The organism is Cytobacillus sp. Bva_UNVM-123 (assembly GCF_046351715.2).
Taxonomy (GTDB): domain Bacteria; phylum Bacillota; class Bacilli; order Bacillales; family Cytobacillaceae; genus Cytobacillus.
This window is the reverse complement of sequence record NZ_CM177772.1, coordinates 2421350-2445225: the sequence shown is the minus strand read 5'-3', so window position 1 is coordinate 2445225 and position 23876 is coordinate 2421350. Positions and strand designations below refer to the sequence as shown.

Here is a 23876-nt window from a genome sequence, read left to right as displayed (position 1 = left end):
ATCCAAATTTATCATTATAAAGAAATTAAAAAGTCTAATTTCTCACTTTTATAAGCGTGAAATTAGACTTTAACTAATTCATAGAATTTTATTTATATGTATACATCATCCAGAATCCAATGTCTTCAAAACCAATACGCTTATAAATTACACCAGCTTCAGGATTATCATAAAACAAACATAGTTCTTTTCCTTCTAGTAGAAGTTGATTGCAAAGCTTAAGCATGCACTTAGTTGCAAGTCCCTTTTTCTTATAGTTTTCTAATGAAGCGACCCCTACAACCATTGCAGATAAAGAATTTTCTGCTGTTGTTGAAGCAGTTGATACCATTTTCCCGTCTTCCATTATATAAAATGAACGGGAAGTTCCATCTTTTAATCCTCGACGTTTTCTTTCTACAGTAATGGTTGAGTCACTAAACTCTGGAATTGAATTTAGCAATTCAACAAGTGCTTCTGCATCGTGAGGAACAGCTTGTTGTACATTTGAACAATCGACATTATCAGTTGTTTTTAAGCTAGTACACTTCGCATAATACGTCTGTCTTTTTCTTTTATATTGTATACTTACATGTGGCTCAATTTTTTCAGTAATCTCCCTTAGTCCAGACATCATCTTAAAATCAGGGTCATTAGACATAATTTCAGCAAATCCTTTTGCATCAAAAGGCTCTATAGCAAATGGAATATAATTTTCTTCGTACTTTAACAAAACTGCTATTAGTTCTCCATTCTCATTAAACTCACCCCAAATTTTTTGGAACTCCTGTTCATATCCGTATGCCTCAATATCACCAATGATAAATAAATTTTCAGCACTATTTGTTTTCAATAAATTAAAGCACACCTCATGATCACTTTTATTTAGTCTTCTTATCATATTTCTCTCTCCTTACAACATGGTCCGAATGATAGTTCTCACCATTATACAATAAAAACTCTAAACGAAAAGGATCGTTTATCGGGAATTTGTAAATTTAGTGTAATTTTTCCTCCATGGACATGTTGCTTATATAGGCAAACAAAAATTACTAGATTTCAATTTGGTCTAAAATTTTTGATTACCTAATATTCTATTTATTAGACATTGACTTTTTCTTAAGAGTAAATTACTTGAAATTTTAAGGAGGTATTTATAATGGTAGTCGTTCATTTTTTAGAAAATAACACCGTCGTATTAAGTCAGCTTAGAAGCACTATTCCTTCGGTGGATGAACCAGTAAAGATTAAAGGGCGGAAAGGAACTGTATTAAGTGTGAAACCAAAAGACGAAAACGCCGTTCTAGTTCATGTCGTATTTGAGAAGGTTAAACAAGCTCCACAAAATGTGAAAGATGCAAAAAAGAAAAAAAGGTAGCAATCATAAAAAACCAAATTTTTCATACAACAAATGAAAAATTTGGTTTTTTTATCATTTATGTAACTTTTCCAATAGGTGAAATAGCTCTCCTAGATGGGCTATTTCATATGTTGGCTTTACTTCATTTTGTTCTTTTTCATGTCGATTAATCCAAACTGATGTTAATCCTGCACGATTAGCACCTAAAATATCAGTTAATAAATTATCTCCGACCATGATTACTTCTTCTTTCTCTAATGCCATCAAGTTTAATGAATGCTCAAAAATTGTCGGATCAGGCTTCCCTTTTCCGAAGTCGCCAGAAATGACAATTTGCTCAAAGTATGGGACAAGATCAGGTGTGATTGTCAGCTTCGTATTTTGCAAATCTGGTGAACCGTTTGTCAATAATAGCAGCCGATATTTTTCCTTTAATTTATCTAATACGGCAAAAGTATCTTCATATACAAATTGAATTTTTCGACGTTGTTGAGGATAATAATCAGCCAATTCTGCTGCAAAATCCTGATCATCAATCCCTAATGCCTTTAAACCAGCTGTCCAAGCATTCCGCCTGTATAGTGGCACAATATCCCTCATTTTTTGAAAATCATCTTGAGCATCTAAAAAATCTCCCCACAGCCCTTCAAAAGGATTAATACCAATCATTTGTGTAAAGGCGTATGTATCATAAGATGTATAAAGATTTCTAGCCGCTTCACGAACGGTTGCCTCTAACTGATCTGGGTTCACTCCATATTTTGCTTGTGCATAGTTACATGTTGCAACAAAAGCTTCTTTTACACTTTTTTGATCCCATAATAATGTGTCATCTAAATCGAAAAAAATAGCTTTAATCATTGTGAACCTCTCTTTTTCTGCAATTATATAGTTGTAGTTTATCATATTAAACTACAATTATATGAAAATAAATAATTTTATGAAAGCATGCTATACATTTACTTTAACAAACTGTAAATTTATTTCTTTTCCCAATTAACTTCAAACATATTTTCCTTTGATCCTAAATAAAATCGATCCCTTGCATGCAGCTGAACCACTTTTCCTTGTGGAATCCGTTCACCTGTTTGGAGAAATGTTCCATTTACGGAGAAATCCTCAATGGCAAATGTTTTACTGATTGTATTAAAATGAATTGTACAATGCCGACGGCTAATTTCTTCGTTTGAAGTTGGAAATACGAGTTGACATTGCAAAACATCTCGACCAATATTTACATAGTTTCGATCTATCTGTATCGTTTGTCCAATAAAATAGCCAGAAAGCCCGATTAAAATTGGATTTGGATAATGATATACAGTTGCTTCTTCACTTATGGATGAATTTTTGTTGGCTTTTTTCTTCTTAATTACAATTATTAATGAAATTGAAATGAATAGTAACAATAATGCTCCGATTCCAGAAAGTTCAAATATCCATAGGAACAAATTTAAATCGTTATCAATTATATTCCCTTTATCAATGGATTTGGTTTCTGCATTTGTAACATTACTATAATGAAAAAATAAAATTACTGAAAGGAAAGCTATGAATAATTTTACAATGAAACTACTTCTACTCTTAAAAAAACAATGCATGATTCCTTCCCTCTTTTCTTGAAATTCAAATAGAAAAAATAACAGCTGTTACGTTATCTTGGTTTGGCTTTTGTTTACTTAACGCTATTTCGATTAATCTTTCTGCAGCATCTTGTGTTGGAAAAGAGCGGAAAGTCATCAAGATCTCATCGATTGTGATTGATTGATAAAGTCCGTCACTACAAAGAAGTATCGACTCTCCCTTATTTAAGTGAATAGGTTCTAGCGAAATATCAATCTCTTCTAATCGCTCTATCCCTAGATAACTAACTATATTTTCTCTTTGCGGATCATTTATTGCTTCTTCAAACGTGATGCTCCCATTCGCTGCTTTCTCATCCAACTCCTTCGCATAAATATGATCGGTTGTTAATTGTGTAATCGAACTTTCTTGACATAAATATATTCGACTATCTCCCACAGATAACCAATATAAATTCGCTTTATACACAACAGCAGCCGCAATCGTTGTTCCAACACGTCCTTCCAGACCATTTTCTCTTGCAAAATGAAGCACGGCATCATTTGCCGCTTCAACAGAAGATGCTAGTTTTTCTGGGATAGTATGGATGTATGGGGTATGAAGATAGTGCTCAATAAAAGTTTGAACAGCTATTTGACTTACGTCTTTGCCACGCAAAAGATGCCCTATTCCGTCAGCTAAAACTGCTAATGCCCCGAATTGATAAATGAAAGCTTCATCATGTAGGTTAGAGAATCCAACAGTATCTTGTTGTTCTAATCGCCAACCAATATGCTGTGCATTTCCAGTTACAATTCTTCTTTTTGAATTTTCAATAGGTTTGGATTTATTCGTAACATGTGAATGGCTAAGATCATTTTTTGTTATTTTTTGCTTAGACACTTTCTGATAGATGAACATAGAAATAAAGATTATAAAAGTAAAGATAAGTAAGGATTCCCATAAAGATAAAGTATGAAGCATGGTTTCAATTTTATTCATATTGATGGAGCCTTTTATTTGAATCATTACTAACGGTGCAAAAATCGTAATCGACATTAGGAGAAGTAGAAAGCAAAAACTTGCTGTATATGCATATGACATGATGTTTCACCCCTTCTACTTTGGCAAAATCATATGATGAACGAAAGAGGACTGTATTTTGACATGTAAATAAGTGAGTGGCATGTTATGGTTTATTGTAAACCTCTAGTCATATATGTATGACTAAATATCATAAAATTGCTTGTTTATAAATAAAGTATTCTGTAAATATGGACAATCTCCTCATTATCATGCTTATTCATATTAAAAGTATATGAAAATGTAAAAAAGCTAAAAGCGATATTACCGCGTTTATCCAGATGTTGAAGCTTATTCTAAGATTCTTTTTTCTCCACTAATCGCTTGAATCGGATCGATGTTTTGGGTAAATTCTAATGTTCCGATATAATCTTTATTCTCATCTCTGACAGCAAAATAGCGAATGTATACATATTTATCACGAAATTTAATCCAAAAATCTTCACTGTCCTTTTTCCCCGATTTAAAATCTGCCAATAACTCCTCAACCACATGGACACTTCTTGGCGGATGACAATTTTGAACAGTGCGTCCAATCACAGCTTTTGTTCTAGCGAAAATTCTTTCTTTTCCATGTGAAAAATAGCGGACGACATCATCTTGATCAATGAAGGTTATATCAACAGGTAAATGGTTTAATAATAATTCTAGTTGTTTTAACGAAAGAATTCCTGTCTCCATTTTAATATAACCTTCGCTTATGGCCTTTTCACTTAATGTCTTTCTTTCTGGCTTCCATTCCGCTACAGAGTTTATTAAACAAAATCCGATTTCATCACTTTCGTGAGCAATTTTCATCCACTCATCTTCTGTTAAGTTTTTCAAAGCCATTGGAAAGAGAATATGTTCTTCACGATAGATCATATCGACAACTTCTTTACTAATAAAATTGACGATGTTTATGATTTCTTCCTTCTCTCCATGATAATTCGTTAATTTCTTCTTTGCATCTTTAATAGAATCACGAATGAAGTCATCAATCCGCCACATATGATTTGTCGGCCCGAATATTCCGTATTTCTCCAAGTAGGGGAATACAAGATTCTCCTTCCGACTGTAATGTTTATCAATATCAAGTAAAAGATTACAATCTTCGAGCAAACTTAATATATTTTCATCTGTATCCTCTTTTGCAAATGCCATCAAATGTACTTGCAAATTTAATTTAACAAGTTTATCAAGTTGTTCATTTTCTAATTTAAATGTGTGAATTGGATGGCCAGGCATTTCTTCTCGTATGCTTGCTTCTTCAATACAATCTCTAAATAATTCTGTATGCTTATTGTATAAACTCACCATCTCTGCTTTTGTAATCCCTTGCATTTCATCATGTTGAAGCTTAGAGATCTCATCGATTGTTACTTTTCCAATAAAGGCTTTAAAATGAGCTTTCACTTCTTCGATATTTTTTCCATTACGTAGATCGATAAAGATTTGTTGTAAAGCTTTATGTCTTTCTATATTTGGGAGTGTATGTTGTTCACGATTATTTATTATCTCACTCATGCTAAATCTCCTTCATTTATCATTCATTCTTTAATTGATAATTCTTATCATATACAAAATACCATTTCAGTAACTATTATGATGTGATTCAAATCATCAATATTCTATTAGGAAGCACAAAGCGTTCATCTTTACATATATTGCTTACAGACGAATTCTATTTGGGCTGGAGTGATAAATATGAACATTTATGTTGTTCAAAAAGGGGATACATTGTGGAAAATTGCGCAGCAGTATAATAGTAATGCTGATGAAATTGCATCAGCTAATCAATTGGCAAATCCGAATGTACTTGTTGTCGGGCAGGCACTTGTCATTCCTACACCTGTATATACTCATATCGTACAACGAGGTGAAACACTTGGACAAATCGCCTTTCAATATGGTGTAACCGTTCAAATGTTAGTTGATGAAAACCAATTGGCTAATGCATCCACAATATTTGTTGGGCAAGTATTAAAAATTCCAATTTCTTTCTATACCATTCAAGCTGGTGATACATTATGGAAAATTGCAACCCAATTCGCAACAACGGTTCCTGCTCTTATGCAATTAAATGAGTCGATAAATCCAAATAATTTAACAATTGGTCAAGTTATTAGAATTCCGATTAAAGTACGACCTGTTAAAGAAATTAATTCTTATATTACTGGTGTAGGACAACAAGCCATTCAGGAAACAAGGAGTATCGGCCGATATTTAACTTTTCTTTCTCCATTTACTTATGCCATTAAAGCGGATGGCAGTTTAACTGAAATGAAAGAAAGCCCTTTATTAGTTGCTGCATGGGAAGAAAGAGTAGCCCCCCTACTCGTATTAACAAATTTTTCAGGTAATAAATTTAGTTCGGATCTTGCCGCGACAATTTTGCGAAGTCCTTCATTACGAGAAACAGTCATCACAAACATCCTAAATACAATGAAAACAAAAGGATATAAAGGATTAAACATTGATTTTGAATATGTATACCCAGAAGATCGGGAGAACTATAATACATTTTTACGCCGTGTTGTCGCAAGGTTGCATCCACAAGGCTACTTAGTATCAACAGCCTTAGCTCCAAAGATTACTGGAGATCAAAAAGGGATATTATATGAAGCGCATGATTATCAGGCACATGGCGAGATTGTTGACTTTGTCGTCTTAATGACATATGAATGGGGATGGGCTGGCGGCAGTCCATGGGCGATTGCCCCAATTAATGAAGTCAAGAAGGTACTGGATTATGCTGTGACCGTTATCCCGCGAAATAAAATTATGATGGGAATGCCACTATACGGACGGGATTGGAAAATCCCTTGGAAACAAGGTACTTTTGCAACGACAGTAAGTCCACAAAGAGCTCTCCAGCTTGCTGCTAAATATGGTGTAAACATTCAATATAATGACATATATCAATCTCCGTTTTTCCGCTATACGGATGAATCTGGTCAGCAGCATGAAGTATGGTTCGAGGATGCAAGAAGTGTGCAAGCAAAATTTGATACCATAAATCAATATGGTTTGCGCGGAGCAAGCTATTGGGTGCTAGGCAATCCTTTTCCACAAGTTTGGCTTGTTCAAGATTGGAACTTTCGAACGAAAAAGATTATTTGAGTAAATGATGAAGTCCCAACACTAATATACAAGTTTTGGGACTTTTTTATTATTGGTTATTACTTTGTAAAACAGATTTAACGGCATTTTCAATCTCTTGATAACTAGTACATCTGCATATATTAGAAGATAACCATTCTTCAATTATTTTATCAGAAGGATTTTTATATTTTTGTAACAATGCATGAATATTCATTAGAAATCCAGGTGTGCAGTAGCCACACTGAAAAGCAAAATATTCAATAAAAGCTTTTTGAATGGGGGTATCGACTAATCCTTCTATCGTAGTTATCTTTTTCCCACTTGCTTCAATAGCTAGGAAAATACATGACTTATAAGGCATTTGATCCGCCATAATGGTACATGCTCCACAGTCACCGTTCAAACAACCTGGTTTAGCACCAGTTAGGGAAAGCTTATTTCGGAGAACTTGCAGCAGTGTCTCAGAAGCTCTGATCAAAACAGTATGAATTTCATCGTTAACCTCTAATGAAATTTCAAATAGATTTTGATTATGATGCAATTATTTTCCCTCCATTTCCAACAAGACATCCATTACTGTATGACTGAAAACAAATAATCGGTATTCTTTTGAGCCTTCAACATCATCGAGGATGGGAGCGGGGATATGTTTAATTGCATTAATAATTCTTTCCTTATATGAAACATTTGCATTATTTAACTCATTTTCGATTTGAAGTGAGCGAAATGGAAACGGACATAACCCGCTAAAAGCAAACCTTATTTGCTCATTTCGTTTAATCGCGGCAACGGTTAATAAAGGGTAGCCAGTTTTCCACTGTTGTCTTTTTTTAATACTTACAAATGGGTGTTGCAAGTATTCTTTTTCAGTTATTAATTGAATAAGCAGCTGACCTTCCTCAAGCTGAAGTTCTTTATTAAACAGAGAATGAATTTGTACGGTTTGCAAGCCATGTAATCCACCGACAAGGGCATAACTATCAGTCAAAAGAAAGGGTAAGACTGCTTCACGATAAAAAATTCGCCCGCAGAGATTTCCACCTAAAGTAATTTTATTTCGTGAAGTATGATCAGCTATTTCGCTGGAGGTTTTCGTTAAGAGTGGGAAAAGGTTTTTATCCTCGATAAAAGTCAACGGGACAGAAGAACCTGTAAGTAAATAATTTTCATAATAATCAAAGATTCTACACTCATCTATCTCCTTAATATCAATGATTGCATCAGGTTTTGCCATATTTAGTCGACCTAGTGTTATTATTTCAGTTCCTCCAGCATAATACATTGGTTGTTTCTTCCTCTGCTTTAATGAAAAAAATAGTTCAATGGCTTCATCGATATGTAATGGTTTATAATATTCAAGCTCGGGTGAAATCATCATTCACCCCTCCATTCTTAACCCTCCAAAGCAGTTCTGGAATGAGCGGCAAATAGTTTATTTTTGATGATAGTGCAACTGAAAGACTATTGCCTAAAGCTGCTGGCATTCCAAGCAATCCGTGTTCCCCAACTCCTCTAGCTCCAAAAGGTGCATCAATCTGTGGTGTTTCAACAAAATCAGCAACGTATGCCGGCTGCTCTCCGTATCTTATCGGGCGGTATGTTCTTAGTTGGTGATTTAACACAATTCCTTCTGCATCAAAATAAAATGTTTCTCGTGCCGCAAAAGATAACCCCATGCTCATCGCCCCAATAACTTGACCTATTGCAGCTTTTCGGTTCAATACTTTTCCAATGTCTATAACAGAGACAGCTTTTAATATCTTATAAGTAAAATCTCTACTATTTATCTCAATCTCTACACCTTGTGCGCCTACAGTCCATTCAGGTCCAGGCTTTCCGAAACCTGTATTCTTATCTAAATACGTCAGATGCCTTAATGTGTATGTTCCTCTTCCAATGATTTGTCCTCCAATTGTTGTTCCATCCGGATACGTATAGCCATAGCATATTTCTTTAATATCAATTTGTATCGTAGGGTCATCTCTCAAAAACGCTTTGCCATATCCGACTTCAAGATCTTCTTTTGGAGCACGAAGAACAACCGAAGCGATGCTTTTTAACTGGTCGATCACATCATCTGCTGCATTTAGTAATGCTCTACCTGCCATAAACGTTCCTCTGCTAGCAACAGTTTTCCAATGTTCAGGTGTACTTTGAGTGTTTACACTCATTTGAACATAAATTTCATTCACATCCATCCTCATTTTTTCTGCTAACATTTGTGCCAAGACGGTTTTTGATCCAGTACCAATCTCAATAACACCTGAAATGAGATTAATGCTTCCATTTGCATTAAAGGTCAAAATGACCCCTGAGCTTGCATCAGTATCAACGGTTGAAGTTTTCCAAATACAGCTAATCCCTTTCGCTCTCACTATATCGTCATTTACTTTGACGATTTGTCCTTCATCCCATGCGATTAACTCTTTTAATCGATTTATACATTTAGGCAAATTACCAACATTGCTTGAATTGAGTTGAACTTGTGTTGGGGTAGTATCACCAGGAAGAATAGCATTTCTTAATCTGAATTCAAGAGGATCCATTTCAAGTTTATCTGCAAGAACATCCATCGTTCTTTCAATAGCAAACAATAGCTCGGAATGACTAAATCCTCGGAATGGCGCAGCATAAGGATGGTTCGTATAAACACATAATGAGTCACACCAAACATCATTAAGGCGATAAGGGCCAGTACAATCGACTGCAGCTGCCCTGCTAAGGTCAATCGCTTTATCTGAGTATGCTCCACCATCAAATAAATAGAGTATTTCAGCAGCACGTAAATACCCATCCTTCGTTGCACCTAGTTTAACTTTTGCTTCTAAACCAATATGACCAGGAGAGGTGATCATGTCCTCTTCTCTTTGATTGTAAATTTTCACAAGTTTTCCATTTACAGCTTTTGAAGCCAAATAGGCTAATATTTCTAATTGCATAGAAGCTTTTCCCCCATATGCTCCGCCAACTAACGGTGTATTAACTATGACTTTCCCTGGATCGATATCGAAATATTCACCTAATAAGTATTTAATCCTGAAAGGAGCTTGTGAGGAAGTTGTAATTTCAATCGTACCATCTGCACGAATCTCTGCAAATGAGCATCTCGTTTCCATTGCAACGTGATCTGACGGTCTAAAAGCAAATACTTCTTCTACGACTGCGTCACTATTCAAAAAACCTTCCTTATAGTTTCCCTTCCTAATTTTCACACGGTGAGCAATATTCGTTCCAGGCTCAGGATAAACGCTAGCATTCCTCTGATAGTTAATTAAATTTTCATGAACTAATGGGGTCCCTTCTTTAAGTGCTTCACTTGGTGAGTTTACAACTGGAAGTTGCTCATACTGAATTTTAATTAAAGCTGCTCCACGCTTTGCGATAATAGGTGAATCAGCAACAATAAGTGCGACCACTTCTCCATGGTAACGCACACGATCAAATGCTATCGGGGGTCGATCACGTAAATCTTCTCCTGTTAGTGGAAGATTATTCCCATAAATAATCGCCCGAATTCCAGGTATTTTACGAGCTTCAGTGTCGTCAATTGATAGAATTAATGCATGTGCATATGGGCTAATAACGATACTAGCATGCAACATTCCATTTGTTTCATAATCGTCTGTATATTTAGCTTTCCCTGTAACTTTGTCATAAGACTCTTTCCTGTATACACTTTTTCCGATTATACTCATCTATCATCTACTCCTTTGCCCGCTATATTAGAATATGAATCTAGCATAAAAAAAAGACCAGTGAAGGATTCTTCAGCTGATCTTTGTATTGTTAATATTTTGATTAAATTTTCATAATTCCACCTGTACTCGCAGAAGTAACAAGCTTAGAATAACGGGCTAAATATCCAGTTTTTACTTTTGGTTCGAAGCCCTTCCAATTTGCTTTTCGCTTTTCCCATATATCTTCAGCTACATGAACATCCATCGTTCGGTTCTCAATATCAATAACGATATGATCCTCATTTTCAACAAAGGCAAGTGGCCCACCTTCAGCAGCCTCTGGTGAAGCATGTCCAATGGATAGACCACGGGAAGCGCCCGAGAAGCGGCCATCCGTTACAAGTGCAACCTTCGGACCTAGTCCCATTCCAACTATTTGTGAAGTTGGCGCAAGCATTTCAGGCATACCTGGTCCACCTTTTGGTCCTTCATAGCGAATGACCACGACATGACCTGCTTTAACTTCTCCTTTAGAAATGCCCTCTAACGCCTCTTCCTGTGAATTGAAGACGATCGCAGGACCTTCATGTCTGGTAATGCCATTTTGCACGCCTCCAGTTTTGATGATGGCACCATCTGGAGCTAAATTCCCAAATAATACAGCAAGCCCACCTTTTTCTGAATAAGGATGATCGATTGGATGGATAACCTCATAATTTTTCACTTCACAGCCAGCAATATTTTCCCCGAGTGTTTTTCCCGTTACCGTTAAAGTATCTAGATGGAGAGCATCACGCTTTTTTGATAGCTCATACAATGCAGCAGATACTCCTCCAGCTTCATGTAAATCTTCAATATGGTGATCAGAAGCTGGTGCTAATTTTGCTAAATGTGGTACACGAGCAGCAACCTCGTTAATTCTCTCGATCGGATAATCAATTCCAGCCTCATTTGCAAGGGCAAGTGTATGAAGAACCGTATTTGTTGAACCACCAAGTGCCATATCAAGTGCAAAGGCATTATCGATAGCTTTTTCAGTGACGATATCTCGAGGTTTAATATCATCTTTAATTAAATTCATTAATTGCTTTGCAGACTTTTTAACAAATTCTTTCCGTTCTGGAGAAATCGCTAATATCGTCCCATTTCCAGGCAATGAAAGACCAAGTGCTTCACATAGACAATTCATCGAATTTGCTGTAAACATTCCAGAGCATGAACCACATGTAGGACAGCCAAATTGTTCAAGCTCCTTTAACCCGTTATCGTCTAAAGTTCCTGCTTGATAAGCACCTACTCCTTCAAATACAGAAGATAAGGAAATTTTCCTTCCATCACTCGTAACTCCTGCTTTCATTGGTCCTCCACTAACAAAAATCGTTGGGATATTTAATCGCATCGCTGCCATCATCATTCCAGGGGTAATTTTGTCACAGTTTGGAATACAAACCATCCCATCAAACCAATGAGCTGCGACAACTGTTTCAACCGAGTCCGCAATAATTTCTCGACTCGGCAATGAATATCTCATACCGATATGCCCCATTGCAATCCCATCATCAACGCCAATTGTGTTCATTTCAAACGGCACTCCACCTGCTTCACGAATGGCTTCTTTCACTATTTTTCCGAATTCCTGTAAATGAATATGTCCTGGAACAATATCAATATACGAGTTTACGACAGCAATGAAAGGCTTATCGAAGTCTTCTTCTTTAACACCTGCCGCACGAAGTAAACTTCTATGAGGTGCACGATCAAATCCTTTTTTTATCATATTACTTCGTAGATTTTCCACGATAAATCCCTCCATTTTTAAAAAATAATAAACTGAAAATTATCATTGTTAGTAATTATAGCATTATTTGATATAATATTATTTCATTTAACTCCTTTTTTCACTTTATGTAAAGGGGTATGGAAGAATATTTTAAATAGCCAGCCCTATCACATTTATGTGTTAAGAACTGGCTACACGATCCATTAAAGCTATTTATAATGAATTATCCTCATTCATTATAATTCATATTCCCATTCCTCTTTAGCATTCAAATAGAGGGCAAGTACTAAGTTTTCAAGCTCATATTCATTTTTTCCATGAAATTGTATGTTGATTTTTGGAAAGATCATTTCTGCGATCTCCTTCGTTATTTGTTTCCTTTCAGCATCATGCAATTGGAGAAATCGATGGCTATACGTATTAAGTAAATTCCAGTCTCTTATACCTAATGATTTTAAAGCCCATTCCTCTAAAACAAGATCATCTTTCGAAATCCCTCTTTTCATGAGTTCCTTATCAAAATCATTCAGTTTCTTTTTGTTGTTTTTTTTCGCCTTACGTTCATGAACGACAATCGTGCCTGCAACAAGATCCCCTAATCGTTTATGCTTCGAATGGAAAAAGACCATTAAAATACCTACGAAATAATTAACTGGTAAAGAATCAATAATTCGCAAGAGATTTCGAATAAAGCTAGAAAGGAGCGTAATACTATGTCCATTGTCTTGAATGACCCGAATCCCAATCATTTTCTTACCGATTGTTCTTCCACCCGAAAAATACTCATAAGCAAAAAAGTATCCCCAATTAATAATGAATATCGCTATAATAATAATAGCTAGTGTGAAAGATTCAATATCAGTGCTTATAAAAAAATTGCTTGGACTTCCTATCATGATGACGAAATAAGCGATTAATATGACGATATTTATGATTGCTAAAATGATTTGGTCAATAATAAAAGCTGCAGTTCGACTTCCTAATCCAGCTATTTGAAACTGAAGGGAAACATATTCGGGAGTTTTTATTCCGACATTGTCTTGATTCAAAAAATTAACCCCATTTCCTTGTTGATTTTGCTCAAAACATTTCTATTTAACTACAAAATTACTATAATAAGGATAATCGTAATTTTTACATTGATTAGAACAAGTAGGTGACATAATGGATATAAAACAATTTGTAAAGCAGCATCGAGAAGAATGGAAGGAGCTTGAAAATTTAGTAACACTCCTAAATAAAAGAAAAAGCAATATGACTAGGTCTAATATTAATCAATTTAATCGGTTATATCAAAAAGCTGCTCAAAATCTTTCATACAGCCAAACATTCTTTCCAAATGAAGAGGTAACTCAATATTTAAATGGACTTGTTTCGAAATCCCATAATTTATTGTATAAAGACCAAGTTTCAAGTTTGAAGCAAATCCGCTATTTTTTCAGTACGAAATTCATCGGACTATTATTAGAACAATGGAAATTCATTATTGTGGCAATGATCCTATTTATTATAGGTGCTTTAGGAAGCTTCATTTCAGTTGCTCATGATCCACTTCACCTGTATTCTATTTTGCCAGCTGACATTTCTCAATCGGTTGACCCTAATCAACTAGGGAGCAGCGATGGAGCGGTTGATTCCCCCCTCATGTCAGCAAGTATTATGACAAACAATATCCAAGTTGCCATTTTAGCTTTTGCTGGCGGGATCACGTTCGGTTTATTAACTGTCTATTTATTAATTTATAATGGTATGATTATCGGAGCACTTGCAGCATTATTTTGGCATTATGATAAATCCTATGATTTTTGGGCATACATCGTTCCCCATGGAATGATCGAGCTTACAGCCATCTTTATCGCAGGTGGTGCTGGGTTATTAATGGGTTATAAGCTCTTCGTTCCTGGGCATTATTCACGAGGATATCAATTAAAACAGCAAGCAAAGCGGTCTGTTCAACTGCTGTTAGGGACAATACCATTATTTGTCATTGCTGGTTTGATTGAAGGCTTTATTACACCAGCAGCCATTTCCTTAGAAGCAAAATACTTCGTTGCTTTCTTAACCGTTATCGGATTAATATTTTATTTAATCATTGGGAAACTTTTACTTTTAAAAAAGAAACAATCTATATTAGGTTACGATTCATAATTTCAATATAATAAGAAACAGCTGAAATCGTTAACTTTTCTTCACGGGCCTCAATCATTTGGAGGCCTTGTTTCTCCCATTTTATTTTTTCCCTTTTTTTAACGAGCATTTGTTGCTGTGCTACGCTTTTGATCATCGTATTTTGGATATCGTAAGGTTCTTCATTTATTCTTTTTTGCAGAGTCTCATCCTCAATCCCGATCATAAGAAATAAATGTCTTTGTCTAAGCCTCTTTAAATAAATAAGCGCACCTTCCTCATGAAGAAATGTACCAATATCACTGAACAATATTAGAAGACTCCGTTTTTTTTGCATTGTTTCTAAATAAGTAAGAACGGCAGCATAATTAGACTCAACCGCATCAACTTTCAGATTGTAAATTGCTTGAAGAATGGTCTGTAAGTGTGGCAATCCTTTAGCCGGAGGAACAAAAACCTTCACTTCCTTTGAAAAAGCAAGAACAGATACATAATCCCCTTTTTTCAATGCAGCAGCGGTAACAGTAAGTGCTGCTTCTAAAACCTTTTCAAGGCGATTTCCTTTTCTTAATTCTGCCCCCATCATTCTCCCACAATCTATTAATATCGTGATATACTTCCCATGCTCCGGTTCATATTCATTTGTCATTACCTCTTGCAGCTTTGCGGTTTGCCGCCAATTTATTTTCCTTGGATCATCACCAACAACATACGTTCTAATTTTGGCAAAGTCGCCGACTCCGTTTTTTTGTTTGCGAATTTTCAATCCTTCATGTAATAAAAAATTTTGTGCATTCTCTAAATATTGCTTTGTCTCTGTTAAATCTGGAATTACCTTCACTTCGTCAACTAATTCAACTGCCATCTGTTTTTCCCAAAAACCGAATAAACTAGTATAGCGAACATACAGCTTTTTTATCTCAAACTTCCCTCTAACCTTTGCTTTCGTTTCATAAGTAATTTGCATAGAAGAATGTTTTTCAACGAGTCCAGTCAATGGAAAGCATTTCATAAAAGTTTGTGGAATTCCATCAATGAATTTGTATGACAATGCATATGGCGAACGATTTGTCACTTCTATTTTGACAAAATATGAAATTCCTCTTTCCATTTCTGCTTGTATCGTTCTCTTAAAGGAAAGATCACTCTTTTTTGGTGAAATGAGTAAATCTCCGAAACTCACTAATAAAATGATTACATTCATGATCATTATGAATCCCCATGAAATGTCGATAAAAACGCCTAACATAAGACTGATGGATAGAATCAAATAAAGGATTAATAATCTACGAGTCGGTAAAATCCCTCTATCTTGGAACAGGAATAGACCCCACAAGTTCTTCAATGATTTGGTCAACAGTTACTCCCTCCAATTCTACATGCGGAGATAATTGAATCCGGTGTCTAAGAGCAGGTTTGGCAACCATTTTAATATCATCTGGCGTGACATAATCGCGTCCCGTAATATATGCCCATGCTTGACCAGCCTTCCCAATTGAAATTCCTGCTCTCGTACTTGCCCCAAATCGAATTGTTTCAGAATCACGGGTTTTTCTCACAATTTTCATAATATAATCCAACACATTCTCGCCAACGGTAACTTGTTCAATTTCCTTTTTTATTAATAAAAATTGATTTATATCCAGCTCTGGTGTCGTAAACATCGAGGTAAATGTATTGTCAATTACATTTTTCAAAACATTTTTTTCGTCATCGAAGGTTGGAAAGTCAATCTGCAATTTAAATAAGAAACGATCTTGTTGTGCTTCTGGTAAAGTATATGTACCTTCAAACTCCAGTGGGTTTTGAGTTGCAACAACAAAAAATACTTCTGGCAATGGATATGTTTCACCTTGAATGGTCACTTGTTTTTCTTCCATTGCCTCAAGAAGTGCAGCTTGTGTCTTGGCAGGTGTTCGGTTTATTTCATCTGCTAAGAGAATATTCGTAAAAACAGGCCCTTTAAGTGTCTGGAACGAACTGTCCTTCATGTTGAAAATAGTACTTCCTGTAATATCACTTGGAAGTAAATCTGGCGTAAACTGAATGCGGTTAAAACTTCCACCAAATAAAGCTGCGAGCGTTCGCACCATTTGCGTCTTCCCAGTACCAGGAACCCCTTCTAATAGTACATGTCCACCAGCTAAAATAGCAGATAACAGAAGTCTTACATTCATGCTTTGTCCTAAAATGCGTTCTTCATATTTTTCTAATAAGGATGTTAATTTTTCTCTCATCCTTCCTCCACCTCTTTCCTTAACCGATCAAGTTTTTTCGACCATAGTAAATATTCATGTTTGCTTAGCTTGTCTTTTTCTAAAACATTTTTCAATTCATTAATAAAAGTTTGAATTTCCATTGGATTCTGCCAAGTCAATTTTCGTTCAACAAAAGCAGATATTATCTTCCAATCACTTTTTACAGGCAGTCCCCAACGTTCCTGCATGATAGACTTAATGTATTCAACTTGGATGATTAAAGAATCTTGATAACGTTTTCCTCTTATGAACCATGCAGCAATCGCCTTTATCCCTTCATCACTAAACCTTACTGTTTCTTCTCTGGGAATATAGATTGGTCCAAAACGTTTCCCACGATATAGAAGTAATAGAATGATAAGAATGCAACCTTGCAGCAGCATGAGGAGAAACCATTGCGGGTAAAGTGTGACCACAGCAGGTGCATTTTGGCCTTTGTGTATGTATTCATCAAACAAAAATAATTGACCATTTTCTTCAGGCAAAAATGAAAAGATGAGTGGAATATGATCATGTTTTACAATATTGCTGTTTATTACCCATTCGGGAGCAACAGCTACAATTAATTGTCCCTTGCCAAAATGTTGCTTTAATGCGATCGTTCCACCTTCATCCTTTAATAAGATTTCACTATTATTCTTAGTCTGAAGTCTAAATGGTGAGCTGAGTTTCGCATGATATGAAGTTCCTTCTTGAGCGTATACTTTCAAGGATTCATCCGTTTGCTCAACCATTTCTACTTGTAAGTCAAACATTTCTTGCGGATTTTTCTTCAATAAAAGAATGGTGTTGCCTGCTTCCATGAAGCTCTCATAGTCAGCCATTTCTTCACTATTAGGCATAAAAAAAGGCTCGATCATGATAAGTATTTGGTTTTTCGTCGTATTTCTTAAAAGATTAGGTGAATGTGTCCATCTTTCCACCTCTTCTTCTTGCTGCAAATATGTATAAAAAGCCTTAACACCAGTTGGAGAGGGCGAATCCGAAACATAATTTGGATATTGCTTTGGTGCTTGGGAAAGGAAAAAATAACTCGTAAGCATAAAGACAATAAGAAGTAGGGCAAGCCAAATCCATGTTTGTCTAGTTGATCGTAATTTTTGCAAGATTTATTCGCCCCCTTTCTTCTCATTGCCTAATTCATTCATTTCATTTAACCATCGCATCGCTTCTGTTTGGAATTTATCGTATTCATCTTTCTGAACTATGTACTTCCCATATGTAGCTCCATCAAATAGTAATGCATGATGATAGAATTGGTTGGCCCATTGTTTGTTTATTTTTCTTAGTTCATCATAATACTCCCAATTTGTTTTCCATATTCTTGCCTCTAGCCATTCTTTTTCATGGAAAAAAAGAAGCAGTGCCAAAAATAAATGGCGCGTAGATTGCGTGTAATCTTCTAGTAATTCTAGTCTTCTTGCTTCAGACAGATGACTTTCGTATGACCAATTCATCTCATTTACAGATTGCAATGGCTGTTGATCTCGAAATTGTCGTTTCATTTTACTATTTCGAATTAAAAATATTATAACGAATCCTAACAGCACTATGATGATAAGGATCATGATTATTAACAATGGCCCAGAAGCATTTCCAGCCGATTCCATTGAGGGAAATAAATTAGCTAATTGCTCAGCAATCCATTTTTTTGCCTTTTCCCACCAAATCGCAAAAATATTTGTTGGTTCATTGTAATATGCTTGATATTCTTTTCCATTTAAAATTTCCTGTAGTTTTTCCTTCGTTTTATTCGCATCTTGCACTTATCCATCACCTACCTTAAAAACAAGCTCACTTTCACCTCATCAATAGCTGTTCAGATATTATCGGATTTACACGATAATATCTGAACCTTCCATTTTTGAGGGTACTTTTATTTGCTAGTCAATTCATCATAATTAAATTTCATATCTATCAATATGTCACTTCACAGAGTAAATTAATAAGTTAAATAGATTTATAGTCTTGAATCATCTCTTTTAAGTCTTCCGCATCATTTCTTGTTTTTAAGTCAAGGTATATAACTGCATATCCTACATTGAAAAACAAAGTTGTAAATAATGAGATAATGTTGACAATAACAGCAAATAATACACTGTTTCCTAGGAACATGCCAAAGGTAAATTCAACAGCAGTACTTATGCTGGTTATGATTAAATAGAAAATAATATATAATCCCATCAAAACCCAAGTACGATTTCGTGTTAATCCCCAGCTTCTCGTAAAACCAGGTGATTCTCGATCTAGTACAACAGATCCAAAATAAAAGCTCCATCGTGTTAATAAATAGCCAATTAATACTGCGAAGCCAAGAAATAAAAGAATACTAATAATGATTGCAAGTGTTGGGCTGGAAATCGCACCGAAAAAACCTATTAATATGATCATGTATAATGGAATAACAATAATCCCAAATATTATAAGTGAGAATAAAATCGTACTTCCTAATATCGGCCAAAAGCGAGAAAAAGCTTCTTTAATAACTGAGCCAACCGTATAATCTTCATTATTGCGAAGATGATTAATGGCAAAAAGAATCGCTGCTTTACCAATTGGAAAAAGAATAATACCAAGAATACCAGTAATAAAACCGCCACCAATTCCAACTAATGGTGCCATACCATAAAATTCTTCCGGTTCAGCGAAACCATTTACTATTTGTTCATACCACATCTCACCACTTCCAAGTGCTCTGAAAAAGCTAGCGCCTGCAAAAAGATCGATGATAGCTTGTAATAAATATACCGGTCCCATAAAAATGAGCAGGATTAAGAAAAAATCTGAAAAGCGATTTTTGCTTAAACTAAACGTATGATCAAGAATTTCTCCGAATCTTTTTGGTTTATTAAATTTTGTATCCAAATAGTAATCCTCCTAATATATAGAATAGTCATACCGCTTATTTTACCATTAATCTGACATATTTTGATCGTTAATACTAAAATAATAGTATAGCATTTCATAAGAGTAATGATAAGATTAATAGTCAGAATATTTACGTTCATAATGAGCTAAGGCTAATAGTGGAAAAATATAGCGATAGCTATGGTAATGAACATAAAAGTCCCCTCCCATTCCTTGCCCTGCTGGATATTCTGTTGTCCAATCCTTCTTTAAAATGTTTTCTAATAAATATTTTATTCCATTTTTAATAGCTGATGTCGGGGCATTATTCACTGATATTAATGCGTCGACTGCCCATGCAGTATGGGTTAAAGTACTCACATGTAATGGAATATACGTATTATGAGTATCGCTTCTACATGATTCTCCCCATCCTCCATCAGCATTTTGAATATCGTCTAACCATTTGACTGCTCTAAATATCGAAGGATTCATCTTCTGCTTACTAATGGCTGTTAGTCCTGTAATTGCTGCCCAAGTCCCATATACATAACAAATCCCCCATCGTCCATACCAAGAGCCATCCTTTTCTTGATTTTCCATTAGCCAATTCGCCCCAGCGCGAATGAGTGAATGATTTTTGTCTATATTCGTATAATCACCAAGAAACTGCAATGTCCTACCCGTAAGATCGGCTGATGAAGGATCAAGCACAATAAATTTCGCTTTTTCGATCGGCAGTTGCTCCAAAAGTTTACTATTTGTATTTCGTTCAAAGGCCGGCCACCCACCATCATCATTTTGCATCGATAACACCCAATGGACTCCTCTTTCCCATGATGTACGAAAGTGAATATCATCTTGAACGTTATTTATGATAGATCTTAAGGTTGCAGTCGTATCATCCACATCTGGTTGAATCGTATTTTGATCTTGAAAACCCCAACCCCCTGGTAATGCATGAGGATTGTGAACTGCCCAATCTCCATATTTTTGTTGCTGATGTTTCACTAAATAATCATTTGCCTTCTTTATCATCGGATCTACATGAGAAATACCTGCCTCCTGCAATGAATAATTTATTAAAGAAGTATTCCACACTGAAGCATTCGTATATTGAATATGTGAGAAGCCATTTATTTCACATTTCATCGACTTCAATCCGCTAATGGCTTTTATGATAACCGGATGTGACTTTGAATACCCTAAAGATAGTAAGGAAAAAATCATGAGGAAAGTGGAACTAAAGTAGTTATAAAATGTTCCATCAGGTTCTATTCGGTCTAACATATATTGCTTTGCTTTTTCCAATGCAAGCTTATGAAGCTGAATTGGCAAGCCTATTAAACTATTAATCCCATTTTCTATTACAGAAAATAAAGATCGCCAGCCGCTAGACCCACTAAAACCAAACGAATTTTCAATATGTACTTCTTCATTATGAAGAAATAAATCTGATAAATTTGGGCTTTTATCTGTTTTTAATGCAAATTTGCGATCTGCGAGAATCATTAGCGGAGTTAAATTAGCTCTGCCAAAAACAGAAAAGCTATAAAAATTTATCGGCAACATGGTAGGAAGCAATATTAATTCGACTGGTAAAGGGAAAAAGTCTGGCCATTTCATATGTCCTGTAATCGCCAGCATCATTTTCGTAAACATATGACTATTTTCAAGGCCGCCATTCGTTAATATAAAGTGTTTGGCTCTTTCTAGTCTCACGTCCCTTTCGTCCATATATCCAGAATAACGCAGAGCAGAGTATGCCTCAATTGTTATGGATAAATTTCCGTTACCTTCATCATAAAAAAGCTTCCATGCCCCATTTTCCTCTTGTTTGCTCAGCAGTCTTTCTGTCAGCTGCTTTATTAAATTTTCATCATCAATTTTTAAAGTTCTTAATAAGATGATCATATAACTATCAGTCGATATTCCAGTGTCAAATGGATAGTTCCACGATCCGTCTGAAGATTGGTCTCTTCTTAGTTTTTCAATGATCTGATTTATTCCATCAGGAATGTGTTTCATCTTCATTATCAGTCCTTTCGTGTTGAATAAATGTTTAATCTATACATATTCACTTAAAAACAAGACCATTCATCGGAGGAGGTCATTCACATATTCAATAAATTTTTTAACAAGAAAGAACGAAGACCGCTCTCCAACACACAAATTAAATTAAAAAAAGAATTAAAGAAAAAACAAAATAAATTTACGGCATTAGAAAAGCTTTCAAGGAATGAATCATTGATCATAGAAAAAATAAAAACACGGACAAGTTTACTTAATTTAAATAATATTACAAGAACAAAAGCTTACTTAGATTTTTATCACTCTCATCCTGAAGTTCATTGGGCCTTTTTAGGACATATGGTATCCAGAAATGGTGGATGGAATATGACTGATTTGAAAGGTGGGCTGCATTCGAAATTATTAACACGGAAAGAAAGCAACTCATTTTTTACGTTTTTAGAACGTGGAAATTGGCTTATTTTTCAAGATGCCTATCCACAGTTTTTGCTATATGAAGAAAGTAAAAGGATTGGCAAAAATTTATTTTATCTATTGCCCTATTTACATGTATCTAAATTTATGGAGATTATTTGGAACTACTTCTTACAGGAGGATGATCGATATATACTCACAATGGCACTTGTCATAAATGAACAAAATTATTTAGAAACAAGGGTGTTGCAAAATCCTTTATTTATCAAGGAAGTTTTCAACACATTTGAGTTCAAAGTACAAGATATTTTATCAATGAATCATATTCTTTTTCCTTATGTTGAAAACGGAAGAATAAAGCTTATCGGAGAAACACTGCACCATTTTAAGAGTTTACATGAGCGAATCTTATTAGGTAAACGATTATATGCCATTTTATATAATGATCTAAGTCTTTTAAAGTTAGTGGAAAAGTGGGCAGCAGAAAATCCCCATACAGGATCCCGAAAAGATTATTGGCCTCATTTTTTTCATCATATTAATGAGGGTGTTCCAGGAAGGATATTGAAACCAACAATTAGAGCCTGTCAGTTACTGCCAGGCTCGCCAAGAATATATAGTCCTCATCTTAAGGCTGTATGGAAAAATATTGAACAAGAAAGAGCTGAAATTGGAGACTGGTATACAAATTGGTCAGTCATTCATTACTTATCCGAACAAAAAGAAAAGCAAGATGGGAAGATTGAAAATGACTATTGTAAAACACTCGAAAGACTCGAACTTGCCTGTATCACGAAAAAAGCGATTACGTTACGGGATTGACATTAAAAAATATATTCCTTCTATTCTTCTAGGCTCACTTATCTCTACTTATCTAGATTTATATTTTATTGGTAAAGGCATGTATTATTTTCCACATCGGCCACTGCCGTCCATTTTTTCGATTAACATAATCTTTCTGCTAATTGGACTTCCATTATTAATCATTTTATTTCTTATCGTTTGTGAAAAAATAAATGGGTGGAAAAAACTTATGTTCATCTTATTCATAAGCTTAAGTATGGCGGTTTTCGAAAAGTTCTCTGAATCTCTTGGATATTTTGTCCATGACGATTCGTGGAAGCATATATACTCACTATTTGGCTATTTTACTTTTTTTACATTCATTTATTTCTTTAATCGAATAAATAAGTGTTCATGATATTTGTAAGAGATTGCAAGAATCGATATAATAGCATTATATGTCGTTCGTTAATAAATCGATAGGAGAAATGAACATGCAAAAGGAACCGTCTCTTAAAATAAAATCTAAGCTTTGGATATCACTTGAAGATGAAGTTATTTTTGGACTTGGACGGATTCGGTTATTTGAAGCTATTGAAAAAACAGGTTCAATGAGTCAAGCTGCTGCAATGCTTGGAATGTCATATCGTGCTGCATGGGGAAAGGTGAAGGCTACAGAGGAACGCTTACAACTTTCACTCGTTGAAAGACAGCAAGGAAACCGCAGGCAAGGAACAACCTTAACACCTGCGGGAAAAGAGCTGCTCTTACGTTATTCTGAATTTCAGAATGAAGCATACATTCAGCTCGATTATTTATTTGAAAAACATTTAGGTGATCTATTTCAGAATTTAAAAAACTCAGATGTTGCTAATAAGTAACTTAGTCGGATG

22 protein-coding genes are annotated in these 23876 nt (G+C 35.2%); 6 read left to right on the top strand and 16 right to left on the bottom strand.

Annotated features, from left to right (window positions below; all coding sequences use genetic code 11):
* Positions 1-88: 88 nt before the first annotated feature.
* Positions 89-880, bottom strand: a complete 792-nt coding sequence (locus KDN24_RS12150; protein ID WP_409972706.1) for a GNAT family N-acetyltransferase — start codon at positions 878-880, stop codon at positions 89-91.
* Between the two features lie 258 nt (positions 881-1138).
* On the opposite strand from KDN24_RS12150, the gene KDN24_RS12145 reads away from it, so the two are divergent.
* Positions 1139-1357 carry a hypothetical protein gene (locus KDN24_RS12145; protein WP_409972705.1) on the top strand — a complete coding sequence of 73 codons (219 nt, stop codon included), beginning with the start codon at positions 1139-1141 and terminating at the stop codon, positions 1355-1357.
* A gap of 54 nt (positions 1358-1411) precedes the next feature.
* Here KDN24_RS12145 and KDN24_RS12140 read toward each other — a convergent pair whose 3' ends face one another.
* The 4 genes from KDN24_RS12140 to KDN24_RS12125 form a co-directional block, all read right to left on the bottom strand.
* On the bottom strand, positions 1412-2200 hold the full coding sequence (locus tag KDN24_RS12140) for an HAD family hydrolase (protein ID WP_409972704.1): 789 nt from the start codon (positions 2198-2200) through the stop codon (positions 1412-1414).
* A gap of 119 nt (positions 2201-2319) precedes the next feature.
* Positions 2320-2937 (bottom strand): FHA domain-containing protein, encoded by a 618-nt coding sequence (locus KDN24_RS12135; RefSeq protein ID WP_409972703.1) that lies wholly within the window; start codon positions 2935-2937, stop codon positions 2320-2322.
* 25 nt (positions 2938-2962) lie between these two features.
* The gene (locus KDN24_RS12130; protein ID WP_409972702.1) at positions 2963-4003 is read right to left on the bottom strand and encodes a PP2C family protein-serine/threonine phosphatase; all 1041 of its coding nucleotides are present in this window, start codon (positions 4001-4003) and stop codon (positions 2963-2965) included.
* 270 nt (positions 4004-4273) lie between these two features.
* Entirely contained in the window at positions 4274-5488 is a 1215-nt protein-coding gene (locus KDN24_RS12125) for a DUF438 domain-containing protein (RefSeq protein WP_409972701.1), read from the bottom strand.
* 180 nt (positions 5489-5668) lie between these two features.
* On the opposite strand from KDN24_RS12125, the gene KDN24_RS12120 reads away from it, so the two are divergent.
* Complete coding sequence (locus KDN24_RS12120) at positions 5669-7084, top strand: glycoside hydrolase family 18 protein (RefSeq protein WP_409972700.1); 1416 nt, start codon at positions 5669-5671, stop codon at positions 7082-7084.
* Positions 7085-7133: 49 nt separating this feature from the next.
* Here KDN24_RS12120 and KDN24_RS12115 read toward each other — a convergent pair whose 3' ends face one another.
* The 5 genes from KDN24_RS12115 to KDN24_RS12095 form a co-directional block, all read right to left on the bottom strand.
* On the bottom strand, positions 7134-7607 hold the full coding sequence (locus KDN24_RS12115; RefSeq protein WP_409972699.1) for a (2Fe-2S)-binding protein: 474 nt from the start codon (positions 7605-7607) through the stop codon (positions 7134-7136).
* Positions 7608-8441 (bottom strand): FAD binding domain-containing protein, encoded by an 834-nt coding sequence (locus KDN24_RS12110; RefSeq protein WP_409972809.1) that lies wholly within the window; start codon positions 8439-8441, stop codon positions 7608-7610.
* The gene (locus tag KDN24_RS12105; RefSeq protein ID WP_409972698.1) at positions 8422-10761 is read right to left on the bottom strand and encodes a xanthine dehydrogenase family protein molybdopterin-binding subunit; all 2340 of its coding nucleotides are present in this window, start codon (positions 10759-10761) and stop codon (positions 8422-8424) included. The genes KDN24_RS12110 and KDN24_RS12105 overlap by 20 nt, the downstream gene beginning before the upstream one ends.
* A gap of 103 nt (positions 10762-10864) precedes the next feature.
* Positions 10865-12541 carry a dihydroxy-acid dehydratase gene (gene ilvD, locus KDN24_RS12100; RefSeq protein ID WP_409972697.1) on the bottom strand — a complete coding sequence of 559 codons (1677 nt, stop codon included), beginning with the start codon at positions 12539-12541 and terminating at the stop codon, positions 10865-10867.
* 218 nt (positions 12542-12759) lie between these two features.
* Positions 12760-13572: an RDD family protein gene (locus tag KDN24_RS12095; RefSeq protein WP_409972696.1), complete on the bottom strand. Its 813-nt coding sequence runs from the start codon at positions 13570-13572 to the stop codon at positions 12760-12762.
* 115 nt (positions 13573-13687) lie between these two features.
* Here KDN24_RS12095 and KDN24_RS12090 point away from each other — a divergent pair, with 115 nt between their 5' ends.
* Positions 13688-14671 carry a stage II sporulation protein M gene (locus tag KDN24_RS12090; RefSeq protein ID WP_409972695.1) on the top strand — a complete coding sequence of 328 codons (984 nt, stop codon included), beginning with the start codon at positions 13688-13690 and terminating at the stop codon, positions 14669-14671.
* On the opposite strand, the gene KDN24_RS12085 is transcribed toward KDN24_RS12090, so the two are convergent.
* From KDN24_RS12085 to shc, 6 genes are all read right to left on the bottom strand, one after another.
* On the bottom strand, positions 14649-16007 hold the full coding sequence (locus KDN24_RS12085) for a DUF58 domain-containing protein (RefSeq protein WP_491348433.1): 1359 nt from the start codon (positions 16005-16007) through the stop codon (positions 14649-14651). The two genes, KDN24_RS12090 and KDN24_RS12085, sit on opposite strands and share 23 nt — an antisense overlap.
* Positions 15958-16887 carry an AAA family ATPase gene (locus KDN24_RS12080; protein ID WP_409972692.1) on the bottom strand — a complete coding sequence of 310 codons (930 nt, stop codon included), beginning with the start codon at positions 16885-16887 and terminating at the stop codon, positions 15958-15960. The genes KDN24_RS12085 and KDN24_RS12080 overlap by 50 nt, the downstream gene beginning before the upstream one ends.
* Positions 16884-18014 carry a DUF4350 domain-containing protein gene (locus KDN24_RS12075; protein ID WP_409972691.1) on the bottom strand — a complete coding sequence of 377 codons (1131 nt, stop codon included), beginning with the start codon at positions 18012-18014 and terminating at the stop codon, positions 16884-16886. Before KDN24_RS12075 ends, KDN24_RS12080 begins: the two co-directional genes overlap by 4 nt.
* 3 nt (positions 18015-18017) lie before the next feature.
* Positions 18018-18674 carry a DUF4129 domain-containing protein gene (locus tag KDN24_RS12070; protein WP_409972690.1) on the bottom strand — a complete coding sequence of 219 codons (657 nt, stop codon included), beginning with the start codon at positions 18672-18674 and terminating at the stop codon, positions 18018-18020.
* Positions 18675-18858: 184 nt separating this feature from the next.
* Positions 18859-19773 (bottom strand): DUF7847 domain-containing protein, encoded by a 915-nt coding sequence (locus tag KDN24_RS12065; RefSeq protein WP_409972689.1) that lies wholly within the window; start codon positions 19771-19773, stop codon positions 18859-18861.
* Between the two features lie 117 nt (positions 19774-19890).
* A complete protein-coding gene (shc, locus tag KDN24_RS12060) occupies positions 19891-21789 on the bottom strand; it encodes a squalene--hopene cyclase (RefSeq protein WP_409972688.1) in 1899 nt (632 codons plus the stop codon).
* A 213-nt stretch (positions 21790-22002) separates the two neighbouring features.
* Here shc and KDN24_RS12055 point away from each other — a divergent pair, with 213 nt between their 5' ends.
* From KDN24_RS12055 to KDN24_RS12045, 3 genes are all read left to right on the top strand, one after another.
* Positions 22003-23022: a DUF2515 domain-containing protein gene (locus KDN24_RS12055; RefSeq protein ID WP_409972687.1), complete on the top strand. Its 1020-nt coding sequence runs from the start codon at positions 22003-22005 to the stop codon at positions 23020-23022.
* Entirely contained in the window at positions 22949-23401 is a 453-nt protein-coding gene (locus KDN24_RS12050; protein WP_491348432.1) for a CBO0543 family protein, read from the top strand. Before KDN24_RS12055 ends, KDN24_RS12050 begins: the two co-directional genes overlap by 74 nt.
* 76 nt (positions 23402-23477) lie before the next feature.
* A complete protein-coding gene (locus KDN24_RS12045; protein ID WP_409972685.1) occupies positions 23478-23864 on the top strand; it encodes a winged helix-turn-helix domain-containing protein in 387 nt (128 codons plus the stop codon).
* Positions 23865-23876: the final 12 nt, after the last annotated feature.